The sequence below is a fragment of the Kitasatospora sp. NPDC029367 genome (assembly GCF_055569135.1).
The window spans coordinates 191446-209366 of the sequence record NZ_JBVHYH010000002.1 but is presented as its reverse complement, the minus strand read 5'-3'; the positions used below and the strand labels follow the sequence as shown (position 1 = coordinate 209366).

The 17921-nt window shown below is 73.0% G+C and carries 19 protein-coding genes; 3 read left to right on the top strand and 16 right to left on the bottom strand.

Annotated elements, in window-relative coordinates; translation table 11 throughout:
• Positions 1–54 precede the first annotated feature (54 nt).
• The 14 genes from ACZ4W5_RS03145 to hrcA form a co-directional block, all read right to left on the bottom strand.
• The gene (locus ACZ4W5_RS03145) at positions 55–237 is read right to left on the bottom strand and encodes a hypothetical protein (protein ID WP_360228745.1); all 183 of its coding nucleotides are present in this window, start codon (positions 235–237) and stop codon (positions 55–57) included.
• A 75-nt stretch (positions 238–312) separates the two neighbouring features.
• A complete protein-coding gene (locus ACZ4W5_RS03140) occupies positions 313–666 on the bottom strand; it encodes a cytidine deaminase (protein WP_360228748.1) in 354 nt (117 codons plus the stop codon).
• Positions 667–722: 56 nt separating this feature from the next.
• On the bottom strand, positions 723–1274 hold the full coding sequence (locus ACZ4W5_RS03135; protein WP_465652427.1) for a DUF4383 domain-containing protein: 552 nt from the start codon (positions 1272–1274) through the stop codon (positions 723–725).
• Between the two features lie 51 nt (positions 1275–1325).
• The gene (locus ACZ4W5_RS03130) at positions 1326–1562 is read right to left on the bottom strand and encodes a hypothetical protein (protein ID WP_360228754.1); all 237 of its coding nucleotides are present in this window, start codon (positions 1560–1562) and stop codon (positions 1326–1328) included.
• Positions 1563–1595: 33 nt separating this feature from the next.
• Positions 1596–2918, bottom strand: a complete 1323-nt coding sequence (locus ACZ4W5_RS03125) for a hemolysin family protein (protein WP_402483550.1) — start codon at positions 2916–2918, stop codon at positions 1596–1598.
• A gap of 19 nt (positions 2919–2937) precedes the next feature.
• Positions 2938–3432 (bottom strand): rRNA maturation RNase YbeY, encoded by a 495-nt coding sequence (gene ybeY, locus ACZ4W5_RS03120; protein WP_030061268.1) that lies wholly within the window; start codon positions 3430–3432, stop codon positions 2938–2940.
• Between the two features lie 14 nt (positions 3433–3446).
• On the bottom strand, positions 3447–4574 hold the full coding sequence (locus ACZ4W5_RS03115) for a PhoH family protein (RefSeq protein WP_465652424.1): 1128 nt from the start codon (positions 4572–4574) through the stop codon (positions 3447–3449).
• Between the two features lie 199 nt (positions 4575–4773).
• Complete coding sequence (locus ACZ4W5_RS03110) at positions 4774–5697, bottom strand: ribonuclease Z (protein ID WP_465652422.1); 924 nt, start codon at positions 5695–5697, stop codon at positions 4774–4776.
• Between the two features lie 6 nt (positions 5698–5703).
• A complete protein-coding gene (locus tag ACZ4W5_RS03105) occupies positions 5704–6057 on the bottom strand; it encodes a histidine triad nucleotide-binding protein (RefSeq protein WP_465652420.1) in 354 nt (117 codons plus the stop codon).
• Between the two features lie 55 nt (positions 6058–6112).
• A complete protein-coding gene (locus ACZ4W5_RS03100) occupies positions 6113–6865 on the bottom strand; it encodes an RDD family protein (protein WP_465652418.1) in 753 nt (250 codons plus the stop codon).
• 128 nt (positions 6866–6993) lie between these two features.
• Positions 6994–10242, bottom strand: coding sequence for a S41 family peptidase (locus tag ACZ4W5_RS03095; protein ID WP_465652416.1), 3249 nt, complete (start codon positions 10240–10242; stop codon positions 6994–6996).
• A gap of 82 nt (positions 10243–10324) precedes the next feature.
• Entirely contained in the window at positions 10325–11074 is a 750-nt protein-coding gene (locus ACZ4W5_RS03090; RefSeq protein ID WP_360228772.1) for a 16S rRNA (uracil(1498)-N(3))-methyltransferase, read from the bottom strand.
• Between the two features lie 96 nt (positions 11075–11170).
• A complete protein-coding gene (gene dnaJ, locus ACZ4W5_RS03085) occupies positions 11171–12313 on the bottom strand; it encodes a molecular chaperone DnaJ (RefSeq protein ID WP_360228775.1) in 1143 nt (380 codons plus the stop codon).
• A gap of 78 nt (positions 12314–12391) precedes the next feature.
• A complete protein-coding gene (gene hrcA / locus ACZ4W5_RS03080; protein WP_360228778.1) occupies positions 12392–13426 on the bottom strand; it encodes a heat-inducible transcriptional repressor HrcA in 1035 nt (344 codons plus the stop codon).
• Positions 13427–13693: 267 nt separating this feature from the next.
• Here hrcA and htpX point away from each other — a divergent pair, with 267 nt between their 5' ends.
• From htpX to ACZ4W5_RS03065, 3 genes are read left to right on the top strand one after another with little or no spacing between them, the layout of a single operon-like run.
• Complete coding sequence (gene htpX, locus ACZ4W5_RS03075) at positions 13694–14614, top strand: zinc metalloprotease HtpX (RefSeq protein ID WP_360228781.1); 921 nt, start codon at positions 13694–13696, stop codon at positions 14612–14614.
• 40 nt (positions 14615–14654) lie between these two features.
• The gene (pspAB, locus tag ACZ4W5_RS03070) at positions 14655–15239 is read left to right on the top strand and encodes a PspA-associated protein PspAB (RefSeq protein ID WP_360228784.1); all 585 of its coding nucleotides are present in this window, start codon (positions 14655–14657) and stop codon (positions 15237–15239) included.
• Between the two features lie 23 nt (positions 15240–15262).
• Positions 15263–16096: a DUF3097 domain-containing protein gene (locus tag ACZ4W5_RS03065; protein WP_465652412.1), complete on the top strand. Its 834-nt coding sequence runs from the start codon at positions 15263–15265 to the stop codon at positions 16094–16096.
• Here the strand turns inward: ACZ4W5_RS03065 and ACZ4W5_RS03060 are convergent.
• Both ACZ4W5_RS03060 and hemW read right to left on the bottom strand, forming a co-directional pair.
• Positions 16087–16611: a Uma2 family endonuclease gene (locus tag ACZ4W5_RS03060; RefSeq protein WP_465652410.1), complete on the bottom strand. Its 525-nt coding sequence runs from the start codon at positions 16609–16611 to the stop codon at positions 16087–16089. The two genes, ACZ4W5_RS03065 and ACZ4W5_RS03060, sit on opposite strands and share 10 nt — an antisense overlap.
• A 42-nt stretch (positions 16612–16653) precedes the next feature.
• Complete coding sequence (hemW, locus tag ACZ4W5_RS03055; protein WP_465652408.1) at positions 16654–17883, bottom strand: radical SAM family heme chaperone HemW; 1230 nt, start codon at positions 17881–17883, stop codon at positions 16654–16656.
• Between the last annotated feature and the right edge of the window lie 38 nt (positions 17884–17921).

The following is a 17921-nucleotide window of genomic DNA, read 5'->3' as shown; positions in this document are numbered from 1 at the left end:
CATTCTCCCTGATCAACGGAGCCCCGCCGTCCGGGGCCGGTCCGTCGGGGACGGTCAGCCCTTGCCGCCGCCCCGTCCGACCAGCGAGAACACCACCAGCAGCAGCAGGAAGGCGAGTGAGCCCCAGAGCCAGTAGACCGTGCCGGTCTCCTGCCACTTGCCCATGCCCATCACGAACAGCACCAGCCCGGCGACGAACGCCAACGCCCCCATGCCCCAGCCCCTCACCGAGTCCACCCCTCCGGTGAGATTATCTGCTGAATACAGGGGCGCGGCCCGTCGCACCTGCCCCGACGGGCCGCCGGAGGCCGCTCAGCGGGCCTCGGCCGCCACCCGCAGTGTCCCGTCCGGCCCGGCCAGCAGCACCGGCGTACCGGCCCCGCCCAGGTCCCGCACGGCCGCCAGGTCGGCCTCGGCGGGCTGCTCGGCCTCGCTCACCACGGCGGCGGCCTCCAGCGACTTCGCACCGCTGGCCACCGCCATCGCCACCGCCGTCTGCAGCGCGCTCAGCCGCAGCGACTCCAGCGCGACCGTGCCGGCCACGTAGGTGCGGCCGGTCTCGTCACGCACCGCGGCCCCCTCGGCCACGCCGTTGCGGGCGCGGGCCGAGCGGGCCAGGGTGATGATCTTCTTGTCCTCGGGGTCGAGTTCGACGATGTCACTCATGCCGCCGAGCATAGGCGGCCGCTCCCCCGCCCGGGCGGGCGAGTCACCGTCACACCTCAGTGGCCGACCGGGTGGGTGCGGCCGGGGTTGGGGTTGAGCACCTTGACGAGGGTCTTCGCGGCGCCGGACGGCAGCGGCTCCTCGTGCGAGGCCCGCTCGCGCCAGAACGGGTTGTCGTGCGGCAGGTGGCTGCTCACCCGGCCGTACATCCCGAAGGTGGTCACGACGACCCCGAAGACGAACGCGAACAGCACGTTCGACATCCGGAAGTTGAGGATGTTCGCGTCCGGCCGGCCGAGCACCGTCAGCCCGTAGAAGCCGGACAGGACGAACAGCACGCCGACCACCATGTTGAGGTTGGACGCGAAGTTCCCGCCGATCACCGCTCCGGCCAGCAGGACCGCCCCCGCCACGATGGACAGGATGCTCAGCGCCCCGTTCGTCGACAGCCCGGCGATCCGGTCACCGTGGGTGGCCAGGAAGCCGGGATGGTCGGTCAGCCCCAGGATCCCGAACACGATCAGGAAGATCCCCCCGAGCCCCGCCCCGACCCGCCACACCAGGGCGAGCCGTCGATCGACGGTCGGCAGTTCGTCTTGCAGCTTCATGGCGACCTCCAGAGCTCGGCCCCGACCGGAAAACACGGCCGGAGGGCACGGCTAGCTGTAGGGATGGCTCCCCTGCATGTGCGGCGTCTCGTGCATGTAGAGCGAGCCGCACTGCTGGCAGCAGCGCAGCCCGGTGCCCCACTCCTGCTCGGGCCGGGTCTCGGCGTCGGCGGGCATGGTCCGGCCGCAGAGCGCGGTCGACGGGTCCTCGTCCCGCACCACGTGCCAGGACTTGACTCCGCCGGCCGCCCCCTGCGGGCCGTACTCCGCGCGAAGTTTGTGCGTCATGCCCTCCATGGTCGCGCGGCGACCGCCCACCCGCTACTCGCCCGCGGCCCGCACCGTCTCCGACCCGCGCACCGGCGAGGCGACCATCGAACCGATCCGGTTGCGGCGCCCGGCCGAGGACTCGGCGGTCAGCAGGATGCCGGTCAGGCCGTCCGCGGCCGGCTCGGGCAGCGGGATCTCGCAGGCCGAGCCGGGGATCGGCACCCGGCCCAGGTGCTTGGCCAGCAGGCCGCCGACGGTCTCGACGTCCTCGTCCTCCAGCTCGATCCCGAACAGCTCGCCCAGGTCCTCCACCAGCAGCCGGGCGGTGATCCGGTACGAGCCGTCGCCGAGGTCCTCGACCGGCGCGATCTCCCGGTCGTACTCGTCGGTGATCTCGCCGACGATCTCCTCCAGGACGTCCTCGATGGTGACCAGGCCCGCCGTGCCGCCGTACTCGTCGATCACGATCGCGACGTGCGAGCGGCGCTGCTGCATCTCCCGCAGCAGGTCGCCGGCCGGCTTGGAGTCCGGGACGAACACGGCCGGGCGCATCACCGCGCCGACCTCCTCGGCCTCCGCCTCCCGGTTGATGTGGGTGCGGCGCACCAGGTCCTTGAGGTAGACGATGCCGACCACGTCGTCCTCGTTGTCGCCGACCACCGGGATCCGCGAGAAGCCCGAGCGCAGCGCCAGGGTGAGCGCCTGCCGGACGGTCTTGTGCCGCTCGATCATCACCAGGTCGGTGCGCGGCACCATCACCTCGCGCACGATGGTGTCGCCCAGTTCGAAGACCGAGTGCACCATCCGGCGCTCCTCGTCCTCGATCAGGTCGTCCTTCTCGGCGAGGTCGACCAGCGCCCGCAGCTCGGCCTCGGAGGCGAACGGCCCCTCCCGGTACCCCTTGCCCGGGGTCAGCGCGTTGCCCAGCAGGATCAGCAGCCGCGGGATGGGACCGAGCACCGCGGCCAGCGGCAGCAGCACGAAGGAGGCCGCGGTCGCGGTGGAGATCGGGTGCTGGCGCCCGATCGTGCGCGGCGAGACGCCCACCGCGACGAAGGACACCAGCACCATCACGCCGAAGGCCAGCAGCACGGCCTGCCAGGTCGGGTGGATGTTGCGCACGCACACCGCGGTGACCAGCACCGCGGCCGCCATCTCGCTGGCCACCCGGATCAGGGTGGCCAGGTTGAGGTAGCGGAACGGGTCGGAGGCGACGGCCAGCAGCCGCGCGGAGCCGCGCCGGCCGTTGCGCACGGCCTCCTCGGCCCGGAACCGGGAGACCCGGGAGACGCCCGCCTCGGCGCACGCGGCCAGCCAGCCCAGCACGACCAGGGCCACGGCACCGAGGATGAAGCTCGTACTCTCACCACTCACGGGAGTTCGGGCCCCGCGCTCAGTGGGTGGTGGGAGCCGGGGAGATGCCGCCGAGGCCCCGGCCCGCCCGCCAGTCGTCCAGGATCCGCTTCTGGAGGGCGAACATCTCTTCCTCCTCCTCCGGCTCCTCGTGGTCGTAGCCGAGGACGTGCAGCACGCCGTGGACGGTGAGCAGTTGGAGCTCCTCGTCCATCGAGTGCTTGGAGGGGGCCGCCTTGCCCTGCTGCTCGGCGACCTCGGGGCAGAGCACGATGTCGCCGAGCAGGCCCTGCGGCAGCTCCTCGCCCTCCTTGCCGGGACGCAGCTCGTCCATCGGGAACGACATCACGTCGGTCGGTCCGGGCAGGTCCATCCACTGGATGTGCAGCTCCTCCATCGCCGCACCGTCCACCAGGATCACGGACAGTTCGGACTGCGGGTGGATCCGCATCTTGTCCAGGGCGAAGCGGGCGACGTCGAGGATGGCTTCCTCGTCGGCGTCCCAACCGGACTCGTTGGCGATGTCGATCGACATGACGGGCTGTGTGCTCAGCTTTCGGTGCGATGGGACTGTCGGGGTGCGCGCGCCGCGGCGGTCTTGCCGGGGCGCCGCTGGGCGGGCTTGCGGGCGGCCGGGGAGTTCTCCTCGGCCTCCTGCAGCGCGTCCCAGCGCTCGTAGGCGTCCACGATCCGGCCGACCAGCTTGTGGCGGACCACGTCGGTGCTGGTGAGGACGGAGAAGTGGATGTCCGGGACGTCGGCCAGGATCTCCTGGACGACCTTGAGCCCGCTGCGGGTGCCGCCCGGGAGGTCGATCTGGCTGGTGTCGCCGGTGACCACCACCCGGGAGTTGAACCCGAGGCGGGTGAGGAACATCTTCATCTGCTCGGGCGAGGTGTTCTGGGCCTCGTCCAGGATGATGAAGGCGTCATTCAGGGTACGTCCGCGCATGTATGCGAGCGGGGCGACCTCGATGGTGCCGGCCGCCATCAGGCGCGGGATGGAGTCCGGGTCCATCATGTCGTGCAGCGCGTCGTACAGCGGGCGCAGGTAGGGGTCGATCTTCTCGTAGAGGGTGCCGGGCAGGAAGCCCAGCCGCTCGCCCGCCTCGACCGCCGGGCGGGTCAGGATGATCCGGTTGACCTCCTTGGCCTGGAGGGCCTGGACGGCCTTGGCCATCGCCAGGTAGGTCTTGCCGGTGCCGGCCGGGCCGAGGCCGAAGACGATCGTGTGCTTGTCGATCGCGTCGACGTAGCGCTGCTGGTTGAGCGTCTTGGGGCGGATCGTGCGACCGCGGTTGGACAGGATGTTCGCCGTGAACACCTGGGACGGCGCCGGGCTGTCCGGGTCCTCCTCGCGGAGCATGGCGATGGAGCGCTCCACGGAGTCCTCCGTCAGGGGCTGGCCGGTGCGCAGCACCAGCATCATCTCGTTGAACAGCTTCTGCACGAGGGCGACCTCGGCGCGCTCCCCGGTGGCGGTCACCTCGTTGCCGCGGACGTGGATGTCGGCGGCGGGGAACCCCTGCTCGATCACGCGCAGCAGCGAGTCCGCCGTGCCGAGCAGGGTGACCATCGGATGCTTCTCGGGGATGACGATCCGGGCGCTCACCCGGCCGTCGTCGGTCGGTTCGGGGCGCGACTGTCCGTCGGTACGGGTCTGCGATGTGTCACTCATGGGTCGGCGCTGGGCCTGCCTCATCCCATCCGTGGTCTCGTGTGCCGCTCGGTCTCTCCGGGGCACCAGGGTACGCCGCGAGCGTGATCGCCGCGGCGGGCGGCGGGGCCGCACCCGACGATGCTGCGGCAGATCGCGGGGCGGCGCGAGCCCTTTTCGCGGGGAGCCCGCGCGGCGTCCACCGCCGGCGCCGCGCCGTTCACGGGTGACGGCGGGCGGGGACGGGCACCCGGGCGAGGTCCTCGGCGAGCACCAGCTCCCCGTCGAAGTGCTTGCGGGCGTCGGCCAGGTGCTGGCCCAGGTCCGGGTAGCGCTGGGAGAAGTGGGTCAGCACCAGGGTCCGTACCCCGGCCTCGGCGGCGACCTTGGCGGCCTGGCCGGCGGTGAGGTGGCCGTGGTCCTCGGCGAGGCGGGCGTCGGCGTCGGTGAAGGTCGCCTCGACCACCAACAGGTCGGCCCCCTCGGCCAGTCGGTGCACCCCCTCGCAGAGCCGGGTGTCCATCACGAAGGCGAAGCGCTGGCCCCGCCGGTGCTCGCTGACCTCGTCCAGGGTGACGGTGCGGCCGTCCACCTCGACCGCGCCCTCGTGCTGGAGCCGGCCCACGGCCGGGCCGCGCACGCCGGCCGCGGCGAGCCGCTCGGGCACCAGCCGGCGGCCGTCCGGCTCGGACAGCCGGTAGCCGAAGGACTCCACCGGGTGGTCCAGCCGGACGGCGTCCAGCGCGAAGCGGGCGCCGGGCGCGGGCAACGGGCCGGGTTCGTCGATCGGCCGCGGCCGCAGCACGGCGGTCTCGTGGTACGCGGTGGCGTGCCGCAGCCGCTCGAAGTAGACCTCCCCGGAGGCCGGGAAGTAGACGTCCACCGGGTGCGGGACCCGGTCAAGGTTGATCCGCTGGATCACCCCGGCGAGGCCCAGGCAGTGGTCGCCGTGGAAGTGGGTCACCGCGATCCGGGTGATCTGGGTGGCCGAGACCCCGGCGTGCAGCATCTGGCGCTGGGTGCCCTCGCCCGGGTCGAACAGCAGGCCCTCGCCGTCCCAGCGGAGCAGGTAGCCGTTGTGGTTGCGGTGCCGGGTGGGCACCTGGCTGGCGGTGCCGAGGACGACGAGTTCGCGCTGGGACACCTGGGATCAGACCATGCTCTCGTTCATCGGCATCCCGCCGAGCACGTGCACGTGGGCGTGGAACACGGTCTGCCCGGCGCCCGCACCGGTGTTGAAGATCAGCCGGTAGTCCTCAATGCCCTCGTCCCGCGCCACCGCGCCCGCCTCGGCCAGCAGTTCGCCGGCGATGTCGGGCTCGGCGGCGCCCAGCGCCGCGGCGTTCGGGTAGTGGACGTGCGGGATCACCAGGACGTGCACGGGGGCCTTGGGGGCGATGTCGCGGAAGGCGAGGACGCGCTCGGTCTTGCGCAGCACGGTCGCCGGGATCTCGCCCGACACGATCTTGCAGAACACACAGTCGGACTGCGGCTCGCCGGCCATCGGAATCTCCTCGGTTCGGTCGTCGATCACGTTGCACGGGCCGTACGGGCGCAGCCTAGCCGAGCCGCCCGACCGCCTGCCGGTACTCCCTCAGGTGCTTCCAGCGCACCGAGCGCATGCCGACCACGTCCCCCTCCTCGAGGTCGAAGTCCTCGGACAGGAAGGCCACCGCCAGGAAGACGAAGCCGAGCAGCCAGCGCCTGGTCAGCCGCCAGGTGTTGGGGCGCATCACCCGCTTGCGGCGCACCACCCGCATCGCCAGGATCCCCTTGCCCACGCTGAAACCGGTCAGCCGGGCGAGCACCACCTGGTTGAGGAACGAGGCGAGCAGGCCGACGCCCAGGAAGGCCGCCCAGAACTGCACCACCGTGCCGCTCGCGTGCTGGGCGGCGTGGCCGGCCGCGGCCGCGACCGGCTTGGTGCGGCCCGCGGCCTCGTCGGAGGCGACGGCGGCGGAGAAACCGAGGCTCAGTGCGAGGGCGAAGTCCAGCACGATCGCCAGGAAGCGCCGGAAGCCGCCCGCCTCCGGGGGGCACGGCGGCAGCGCGGGCTGCGGCTGCTGGTGGTTCTGCTGCTGCGGGTAGGGCTGCTGCTGCGCCTGCGGGTACGGGGCCTGCCCGTACGGCGGTTGGGCCTGCGGGTACGGCTGGGGCTGCCCGTACGGCTGGGGCTGCTGCGGGTACGGCTGCGGGGGCTGCCCGTACGGACCCTGGCCGTACGGGTTCGGCCCCGGGCCGCTCTGCGGGTACTGCTGCTGCGGGTACTGCTGGTTCTGCGGGTACTGCGGCGGCGGATAGCCCTGCGCCATGGTGTGCTCCCCCGTGAGCCGTCGACCAGATCACGATCGTGATCAAGAACAGCCCCGCATCCTACCCACGCCCCGGCACGGGAGCCCGGCCGCGCCGGACCCCCGCGCCCCGAAGGGCCCCGCGCCGGCTACCCCCAGGGCAGTGGCGGCGCCGTGCGGGCCGGGGTGGCGGCCAGGGTGTCGAGGGCGATCCGCACCGCCTCGGCCAGCTGCGGGTCCTCGCCGGCCGCCCAGTGGTGCGGGGCGAACGGCACCTCGACGTCCGGGTCGACGCCGTGGTTCTCCAGGCCCCAGCCGTAGTTCTCCATCCACATCGCGTACTTGGGCTGGGTGACCAGGGTGCCGTCGACCAGCTGGTACCGGCTGTCGATGCCGATCACCCCGCCCCAGGTCCGGGTGCCGACCACCGGGCCGATGCCGAGCGCCTGGATGGCGGCGTTGACGATGTCGCCGTCCGAGCCGGACAGTTCGTTGGCGATCGCGACCACCGGCCCGCGCGGGGCGTCCATCGGGTAGGGCACCCGGCCCTCGGTGTCCCGGATCGCGTACCAGCCGACGATCCGCCGGGCCAGCTTCTCTATCACCAGCTGCGAGGTGTGGCCGCCGCGGTTCTCCCGGACGTCCACGATCAGGCCCTCCTTGGCCATCTCGGTGGAGAGGTCTCGGTGCAGCTGCGCCCAGCCGGCCGTCTGCATGTCGGGGATGTGCAGGTAGCCGAGCCGGCCGCCGGACAGCTCCCGCGTCTTCGCCCGCCGGCCGGCCACCCAGTCGTGGTAGCGCAGCGCCTCCTCGTCGGCGAGCGGGACGACCACGGGGTGGCGCCGGTCGGTGCCGTCCTTTCCGGCCACGGTCAGCTCGACCGGCTGCCCGGCGGTGCCCGCCAGCAGCGGGGCCGGGCCGGTGACCGGGTCGACCGGGCGGCCGTTGACGGCGAGCACGGCGTCGCCCGGGCGGACCGCCGCGCCGGGCGCGGCCAGCGGCGAGCGGGCCCGGGGGTCGGAGGACTCGCCGGGCAGGATCCGGCCGATCCGCCACTGCTCGCCGTCCCGGACCAGGTCGGCGCCGAGCAGGCCCTGGCGCCGGGCGGGTTCGGTGTAGCGGCCGTACGGGACGACGTAGGCGTGCGAGGTGCCGAGTTCGCCGTTCACCTCCCAGAGCAGGTCGACCAGTTCGTCGTGCGAGCCGACCCGCTCGACCAGCGGCCGGTAGCGCTCCAGGATCCCGGCCCAGTCGACGCCGCCGAGGTCGGGGCGCCAGAAGTTGTCCCGCATCAGCCGGCCGTTCTCGGCGTACATCTGCCGCCACTCGGCGGCCGGGTCGACGGTCACCCGCAGCCGGGTGAGGTCGACGGCGGTCTCGTCGTCCTCGCCGCCGGCCTTGCGGTCGGCCGGGACGATCCGCAGCTCGCCTCCGTCCAGCACGGCCAGCCGGGTGCCGTCCCCGCTGACCGAGAACCCGTCGACGCCGTGCACCAGTTGCTCGACCCGGCGCTTCCTGAGGTCGAAGCGCTCCAGCACCGGGCGGGGCCGGTCGTCGTCCAACGAGGCCGCCTCGTCGCCGAGTTCGCCGAGCAGCGGCGCCCTGGTCCACAGCACCCCGTCCTTGGCGGCGCGCAGCGCGTGGAAGCGGCCGCCCTCGACCGGGAAGGGGACGATCCGGTCGGCGATGCCGTCCAGGTCCACCCGGACGGCCGGCACCGCCCCGCCCGCGGCCTCCTCGCCGTCCGCCGTGCGGGCCCCGGGCTCGTCCTCCTCCCCGCCGGGCGCCCGCCCGGACCGCTGCGGGCCGAACGGGGACGGCGTCTCGGCGGCGAGCGTCACCAGGTAGGGGCGGCAGCCGTTCGGGAAGGACAGGCCGAAGGCGTGGGCGTCGTAGACCGGGTCGAAGCTGCGCACCGACAGGAAGGCCAGGTAGCGGCCGTCCGCGGTGAAGGCGGGCGAGGTGTCCAGGAAGCGCTGCGAGGTGACCTCCCCGACGGTGCGGGTGGCCAGGTCGGCCAGCACGATCTGGCGCAGCGAGTAGGGGCCCATCCGGTGCACCGGGCGCGACCAGGCCAGCCAGGCCGAGTCCGGGCTGAACACCAGTCCGCTGACCTCGCCGTCGGTGCTGCGCTCCAGCTCGTGCACGGCGCCGTCGGCCAGGCCGACCACCAGCACCCGGCCGTCGTGCACGCCGACCGCAGCCCGCCTGCCGTCCGGGGAGACCACCAGCGAGTTGACCCGGCCCAGTCGCCCGGCGGCCAGCCGGCGCCGCTCGGGGTCGTGCACGGCGGGGGCGTACTCCAGGGCGTCCTCGCCCTCGGCGTCGGACACCCAGAGCACGCCCTGGGCGCCGTCCTCGCCCGGCACCACCCGGGCCAGCCGGGCGCGCACGCCCGGGGTCTCGTCCAGCACCCGGGCCGGGCCCTCGCGGTGGGTCAGCCAGTGCACGCTGCCGCGCACCACCACGGCGCCGGCCCGGCCGGTGCGGTCCGGGGCGACGGACTCCAGCCAGTGCGCGGCGTGCACCGGGTGGGGGCGGCGGCGGGCCCGCGAGCCGGCCGGACGGACGTCCAGCCGGCGCGGGGTGGCGGTCTCCAGGTCGTCCAGCAGCCACAGGTCGCCGGCCCGGTGGAAGACCACCCGGGTGCCGTCGGTGGTGGCGTTGCGGGCGTAGAAGCCGTCCGGGTCGGTGCTGTGGCGGCGCAGGTCGGAGCCGTCCGGGCGGCTGGACCACAGCTCGCCGACGCCCTCGTGGTCGGACAGGAAGGCGATCCGGCCGTCGCCGTCCCCGGCCACCCAGAGCGGGGAGTCGAGCTGCCCGGCCAGCTCCTGGTGGATCCGGACGAACCGGTCCTGCCCGATCCACAACTTGCCGGCCCGGCCGCCCCGGTAGCGCTTCCACCAGGCCGGCTCGCGGTTGTTGACGGTCACCAGCAGCACCCGGTCGCCGGCCGGCTCGAAGGCGAGCCCGCCGACCGGCCCGTACGGCAGCCGCACCGCCTCGCCGCCGTCCAGCGGCACGGCGTGCGCCCAGCAGCGGCGCACGCCGGACTCGCCCGCGCCGGTGGTGGCGATCGGGCGCCCGTCGGCGGTCCAACCCTGCACCCGGGTCTCGGCGTTGCCCCAGTACGTCAGCCGCCGCGACGGTCCGCCGTCCACCGGCACCACGTGCACCTCGGGGGCGCCGTCCCGGGTGGAGGTGAAGGCGATGTGCCGCCCGTCCGGGGAGAACCTGGGGTGCTGCACCGGCAGGTGATCGGCCGTCAGGCGCCAGGCCCGGCCGCCGTCCAGCGGGGCGAGCCACAGGTCGTCCTCGGCGACGAAGGCGACCAGGTCACCGTGCAGATGGGGATGGCGCAGATAGGCGCCCGCAGAGGTGCTCAGGGAGTCCGTCACGCCGCCAGCGTAGGCAGCTTCGGGTACGAGCCGCTCCGTTTTCCGCAGACTCCCGGCGGGCGCACGGGAGTTGCCGGCGGGGTCAGGCCCAGCGGCCGGTGCGCCCCAGCAGCAGCGCGCCCGCCGCCACCCCGGCGGTCGAGGTGCGCAGCACCGAGGGGCCCAGCCGGTACGGCTTGGCCCCGGCCTCGGCGAAGGCGGCCAGCTCCTCCGGGGAGACCCCGCCCTCCGGGCCGACCACCAGCACGATGTCCCCGTCGGCCGGCAGCGCGGCCTGCGCCAGCGGCTCGGCGCCCTCCTCGTGCAGCACGGCGGCGAGCGCGGCCCCGGCCAGCAGCGGTGCCAGCTGCCGGGTGGTCATCGGCTCGCGCACCTCGGGGAAGCGCAGCCGGCGGGACTGCTTGCCCGCCTCCCGGGCGGTGGCCCGCCACTTGGCGAGCGCCTTGGCGCCGCGCTCGCCCTTCCACTGGGTGATGCAGCGCGAGGCGGCCCAGGGCACCACCACGTCCACGCCGACCTCGGTCATGGTCTCCACGGCCAGCTCGCCGCGGTCGCCCTTGGGCAGCGCCTGGACGACCACGATCCGCGGCGCCGGCTCCGGCTCCCGCCGCACGGCGGCCACCGTGACCTCGATCGCGTCCTTGCCGAGCACCGCGGCGACGGTGCCGTCCACGCCCAGCCCCAGCCCGTCCGCCAGGGTGACCGCCTCGCCGGTCGCCAGCCGCTTCACCGCCGCCGCGTGCCGCCCCTCGGGCCCGTCGAGCCGCAGTACGGCCCCGGGCGCGGCGGCGGCGATCCGCTCGGTCTCGACGACGAAGACGGGCGCGGTCATGGCGGGGAACCTTTCCTGGGGTGGCCTGCGGCCGGGGAGGGGAAACACCGCAGGGGTGCCGGGGGTCCTCCCCCCCCGGCACCCCTGCGTGGACGACTACCGGCCGTTGAAGGCGTCCTTCAGGCGCGAGAACAGGCCCTGCTGGCCCGGCGCGAACTGGCCGGACGGCCGCTCCTCGCCGCGCAGCAGCGAGAGCCGGCGCAGCAGCTCCTCCTGCTCGGCGTCGAGCTTGGTGGGCGTCTGCACCTCGACGTGCACTATCAGGTCGCCCCGGCCGCCGCCGCGCAGGTGGGTGATGCCCCGGCCGTGCAGCGGGATCGACTGGCCGGACTGGGTGCCGGGCCGGATGTCGACCTCCTCCAGCCCGTCCAGGGTCTGCAGCGGCACCTGGGTGCCGAGCGCGGCCGCCGTCATCGGGATGGTGACGGTGCAGTGCAGGTCGTCCCCGCGCCGCTGGAAGACCGCGTGGGTGGTCTCGGCGATCTCGACGTACAGGTCGCCGGACGGGCCGCCGCCGGGGCCGACCTCGCCCTCGCCGGCCAGCTGGATCCGGGTGCCGTTGTCCACACCGGCCGGGATCTTCACGGTCAGGGTGCGGCGGGCCCGCACCCGGCCGTCGCCGGCGCACTCGGGGCACGGGGTCGGCACCACGGTGCCGAAGCCCTGGCACTGCGGGCACGGGCGGGAGGTCATGACCTGGCCCAGGAACGAGCGGGTGACCTGGGACACCTCGCCCTTGCCGCGGCACATGTCGCAGGTCTGGGCCGAGGTGCCGGGGGCCGCGCCCTCGCCGTTGCAGGTGGTGCAGGTGACGGCGGTGTCGACCTGGAGTTCCTTGGTGGTGCCGAAGGCGGCCTCCTCCAGGGTGATCTCCAGCCGGATCATGGCGTCCTGGCCGCGGCGGGTGCGCGAGCGCGGGCCGCGCTGGCCGGCCGCGGCGCCGAAGAAGGCGTCCATGATGTCGGAGAAGCCGAAGCCCGCCGCGCCGGCGCCGAAGCCGCCCGCGCCACCGCCGCCGCCCGGCGACAGCGGGTCACCGCCCAGGTCGTAGACCTGGCGCTTCTGCGGGTCGGAGAGCACCTCGTAGGCGGCGTTGATCTCCTTGAACCGCTCCTGCGTCTTCGGGTCCGGGTTGACGTCCGGGTGCAGTTCGCGTGCGAGGCGCCGGAACGCCTTCTTGATCTCGTCCTGCCCCGCATCCCGTCGGACGCCGAGTACCGCGTAGTAGTCCGTGGCCACCAAATGCTCCGCTTGTTCCGCCTGTAGTAGTGCTGCGACTGGACGCCGGCCGTTGCGAATCCAACGGCCGGCGGTGTGCTACGACTCGGCCAGGATCTGGCCCACGTACCGTGCCACCGCCCGCACCGCCCCCATTGTGCCCGGGTAGTCCATCCGGGTCGGACCGATCACACCCAGTTTGGCCACACTCTCGTCGCCCGAACCGTAGCCGACCGAAACGACCGAGGTGGAATTCAGCCCTTCGTAGGCGTTCTCCCGCCCGATCCGGACCGTCATCGCGGCGTCCGTGGTCTCACCCAGGAGGCGGAGCAGGACGACCTGCTCCTCCAGGGCCTCCAGCACCGGCTGGATGGTGAGCGGGAAGTCGTGCCCGAAGCGGGTCAGGTTGGCGGTGCCGGCCAGCATGATCCGTTCCTCGTTCTGCTCGGCGAGCGCCTCGAACAGCGTCGCCAGGACCGTGCTGACGGTCGGCCGGTCGGCCGCCTCGAAGGCCGCCGGGAGCTCCTCCAGGAGCCCCGGGACGTCCGGCAGCCGCTGGCCGGCCGCCCGGGTGTTGATCCGCGAGCGCAGGTCCGCCAGGACCGTCTCGCCGACCGTGCCCGGGCAGTCGACCATCCGCTGTTCGACCCGGCCGGTGTTGGTGATCAGCACCAGCATCACCTTGGCCGGGGCCAGCGCCACCAGCTCGATGTGCCGGACGGTGGAGCGGGTCAGCGAGGGGTACTGCACCACGGCGACCTGGCGGGTCAACTGGGCGAGCAGCCGCACCGTACGGGTGACCACGTCGTCCAGGTCGACGGCGCCGTCCAGGAAGTGCCGGATCGCCCGGCGCTCCGGGGAGCTCATCGGCTTGATCTCGGCGAGCTTGTCGACGAACAGCCGGTAGCCCTTGTCGGTGGGGATCCGCCCGGCGCTGGTGTGCGGCTGGTGGATGTACCCCTCCTCCTCCAGCGCCGCCATGTCGTTGCGCACGGTGGCCGGGGACACCCCGAGGTTGTGCCGCTCCACCAGGGCCTTGGAGCCGACCGGCTCCTCGGTGCCCACGTAGTCCTGGACGATCGCGCGCAGCACGGCGAGCTTGCGGTCGTCCAGCTGGCGGACCTCTCCGGCCATGGGGCACGCACCTCCGTCTTCGCACGTTGTCCGTCTGTGATGCTGCGAGCCGCTCCGGGGAGGGCCCCGACCCTGGCACTCTGCACGCACGAGTGCCAAAACCGTACCTGCCAGTGTACGGCCCGGGTCGTACCGCAGGAACGGCCCGGCCGGGGTGATCCTGCCCGCAGTTCCGGACGGCCACCGCGACACTCCGCGTGCACGGGTGGTGCCCCGGGGCCGTCCGGGTGGCAGCATCGAAAGCGACGGCGAACGGAGGAGCAAGCGATGTCGAGCTCGGGCCAGCACACCCGTTTCGCGCCCGACCGCGGCCTGACCAGCCGCATGGTCGGGACGATGTTCGTGATCGGGCTGCTGTACGTCGGTTTCACGGGCCTGCTGATCGCGCTGCTGCGCGGGGCCTGGCCGCTGATCGTGCTGATCTCCGGCGGGCTGTTCGTGGCCCAGTTCTGGTTCAGCGACAAGATCACCGAGCGGGCCATGGGCGCCCACCAGGTGACCGAGGAGCAGTACCCCCAGCTGCACGGCACCATCGACCGGCTCTGCGCCCTGGCCGACATGCCCAAGCCCCGCGTGGCGGTCGCCGACAACGACATGCCGAACGCCTTCGCCACCGGCCGCAACCCGCAGAACGCCGTGGTGTGCGTCACCACCGGACTGCTGCGCCGACTGGAACCCGAGGAGCTGGAGGGCGTCCTGGCGCACGAGCTGTCGCACGTCGCCCACCGGGACGTCGCGGTGATGACCATCGCCGGCTTCCTGGGCGTGCTCGCCGGGGCGATGACCCGGGTCGCGATGTACGGCGGGTTCATGGGCGGCAACCGCAACAGCAACGACCAGAACGCGGCCATCGCGGCGCTGGTCATCCCGCTGGTGTCGATCGTGGTCTACGCGATCAGCTTCCTGCTCACCCGGCTGCTGTCCCGCTACCGCGAACTGGCCGCCGACCGGGCCGCCGCCCAGCTCACCGGCCGGCCCAGTGCCCTCGCCTCGGCGCTCACCAAGGTCACCGGGCAGATCGCCGCCATCCCCACCGAGGACCTGCGCAAGGCCCAGCCCTACAACGCCTTCTACTTCGCCCCCGCGCTGAGCGCCAGGGAGACCGCCTCCCAGCTGCTCTCCACCCACCCGACGCTGGAGAAGCGGCTGGCCCAGCTGGCGAAGATCTCCGAGCAGCTCGGCCGCTGACCCCCTACCGACCCGCCCCGACCCGCCAGAGAGGACCGCCGTGGGATTCCTGGACGCCCTGTTCGGCCGCACCAAGCCCGTCAAGCCCGACCTCGACCAGCTGTTCGGCCTGCCGTCCGCCGCGCTCACCCTGGAGGCCGGGGCCGGGTTCCTCCCCACCGGGCTCGGCTCGGTCTGCTTCGCGGCCGTCGAGGGCGCCGCCTTCGTCCAGGTGGAGCAGCAGGTCCGGGCCCTGCTGGACGCCGACACCGAACGCGGCGGCGTCCCGGTGGAGGCCTCCAAGGACGGCTACGGCTACTCCTGGCTGCTCACCCGGCACACCCCCGAGGAACTCCCGGAGCTGGTCAACGACCTGCACGCGGTCAACAGCGAACTGGAGGCGAACGGCTTCGGCCCGCAGCTGCTCTGCTCCCTGGTCGTCTTCCGCAACGCCGAGGGCCAGTCGCTGGCCCTGGTCTACCTCTACAAGCGCGGCACCTTCTACCCCTTCGCCCCGATGCCCGGCGGCGGCGAGCGGCGCAACAGCCCGCTGGAGCTCCAGGTGAACGCGATGCTGGGGAACGACCTGCGGCTGGAGAAGGACCTCAGCCGCTGGTTCCCGGTCTGGGGCGCACCGGGCCTCTGACACCCCGTCCGTAAAATCGCCCCATGCGCAGCCACCAGTACGAACCGGACCTCACCCCGCCGTGGAAGAAGCAGCAGCCCGCACCCGAGGTGCCGGCCGAGCGGGACCTGGTGGTCGAGGAGGCGGCCACCGGCTACTGCGGGGCGGTGGTGCGCTGCGAGCGGACCGCGGAGGGGTTCACCGTCACCCTGGAGGACCGCTTCGGCAAGCACCGGGTCTTCCCGCTGGTGCCGCGCGGCTTCCTGCTGGAGGGCAGGGTGGTCACCCTGGTGCGCCCGGCCGCCCCGGCCGCGCCGCGCACCCCGGCCCGCACCGCCTCCGGTTCCCTCGCCGTGCCCGGTGCCCGGGCCCGGGTCGCCCGCGAGTCCCGGATCTACGTCGAGGGCCGGCACGACGCCGAACTGGTCGAGCGGGTCTGGGGCGACGACCTGCGCATCGAGGGCGTCGTCGTCGAGTACCTGCAGGGCATCGACGACCTCCCGGCGATCGTCGCCGACTTCGCCCCCGGCCCCGGCCGCCGCCTCGGCGTCCTGGTCGACCACCTGCTCCCGGGGACGAAGGAGCACCGCATCGCCGCCCAGGTCACGGGTGAGAACGTGCTGGTCGTCGGCCACCCCTACATCGACATCTGGCAGGCCGTGAAGCCCTCCAGCGTCGGCATCCCCGCCTGGCCCGCCGTCCCCCGCGGCGAGGACTGGAAGGAGGGCACCTGCCGCCGCCTCGGCTGGCCGGTGGACACCCCGGCCGCTTGGAAGCACATCCTGTCGAAGGTCAATTCCTACAAGGACCTGGAGCCGGAACTCCTGGCCAAGGTCGAGGAGTTGATCGACTTCACCGCCCTGCCGGGTCAGGAGTAGGCCTGGAACTCCGAGGTGTCGAGCGTGACGTCCAGCAGATCCACCGGAATGGGCTCGCCGAACTTGACGGTCCGCATCACCGTGTAGTCCGGCAGTCCGGAGACACTCGCCCGGGTCGGCTCGGTCAGCAGCACACAGACGGCCTTGAGCGGGTCAACGATCAGATACGCGGGAATCCCACCCTGGGCATAGAGCTCCCGCTTGGTTCGGTGGTCACGGAGCGCGCTGGGCTTCGTGACCACTTCGACCACCAGAGTGACCGCGGCTGCGGGCAACTCCTCAACGGGCCCGCGCTCGAACACAACCAGGTCCGGTTGCGGCTCACCGACGTCACCCGGGAAGGAGAGGCTCTGCTTCGTCAAGCCATGCCATTTCCCGTAGGGGATCTGGTCGAGCAGGGACGCGACGATGAGGTTGGTCGCCAGGTCGGAGCTCGGAGACAGCAGGATCTCCCCGAAGATGATCTCGACACGAACACCTTCCGGGATTTCGAGCCGCTCAAGGACCCTCTGCACCCGCGTACTTGAAGTAGTCACGCGAACACGATAGGTCCCCGGTCAGTCCACCAGGTCACGCACGACGGCGTCCGCCAGGAGCCGTCCCTGGAGGGTCAGGGCGGCGCGGCCCTGCTCGTAGGCCGTCTCGGCGAGGAGGCCGTCGGCGAGGGCCTTGGCGGCGGCCCGGCGGCCCGCCTCGGCGAGGAGGTCGAGGGGGATGCCGTCGGCCAGGCGCAGTTCCAACAGGATGCGCTCGACCCGGCGGTCCTGCTCCGACAGCACCTCGCGGCCCAGGGCCGGGGTGCGGCCCTCGGCGAGGGCCTGGGCGTAGGCGGCGGGGTGCTTGGCGTTCCACCAGCGGACGCCGCCGACGTGGCTGTGGGCGCCGGGGCCGGCCCCCCACCAGTCGGCGCCGGTCCAGTAGAGCTCGTTGTGGCGGCAGCGCCCCTCGGGGGTGGTGGCCCAGTTGGAGACCTCGTACCAGGAGTAGCCTGCCGCGCTGAGCGCCTGTTCGGCGATGAGGTAGCGGTCGGCGTGCACGTCGTCGTCGATCATCGGCAGTTCGCCGCGCTTGACCCGGGCGGCCAGCTTGGTGCCGTCCTCGACGATCAGGGAGTACGCGGAGACGTGGTCGGGCCCGGCGCCGATCGCGGCGTCCAGGGAGGCCCGCCAGTCGTCGTCGGACTCGCCGGGGGTGCCGTAGATCAGGTCGAGGTTGACGTGGTCGAAGCCGGCCGCGCGGGCCTCGGCCACGCAGGCCTCGGGGCGGCCGGGGGTGTGGTGGCGGTCGAGCAGCCGCAGGACGTGCGGGCGGGCGCTCTGCATGCCGAAGGAGATCCGGTTGTAGCCGCCCTCGCGCAGCTCGGCCAGGTACGCCGGGTCGACGGACTCGGGGTTGGCCTCGGTGGTGACCTCGGCGCCCGGGGCGAGCCCGAACTCCTCACGCAGCGCGGCCAGCATCTTCACCAGGTCGCGGGCGGGCAGCAGGGTCGGGGTGCCGCCGCCGAGGAAGACGGTCTGCACCGGGAGGTCGACGTCCCCGAGGACGCGACGGGCCAGCCGGATCTCGGCGACCACGTTGTCCGCGTAGGTCTCCTGGGAGGCGACGGCCCCGGAGGAGCGCAGCTCGGTGGCGGTGTAGGTGTTGAAGTCGCAGTAGCCGCAGCGGCTGGCGCAGTACGGGACGTGCAGGTAGAAGCCGAACGGCCGGTCGCCCAGCCCGGTGAGGGCGTGCGCGGGCAGGGAACCGTCGGACGGCACCGGTTCGCCGTCGGGGAGTGCGGAGGGCATGACCCCATTGTCCCGTACGACTCACCCGAACTCGTGAG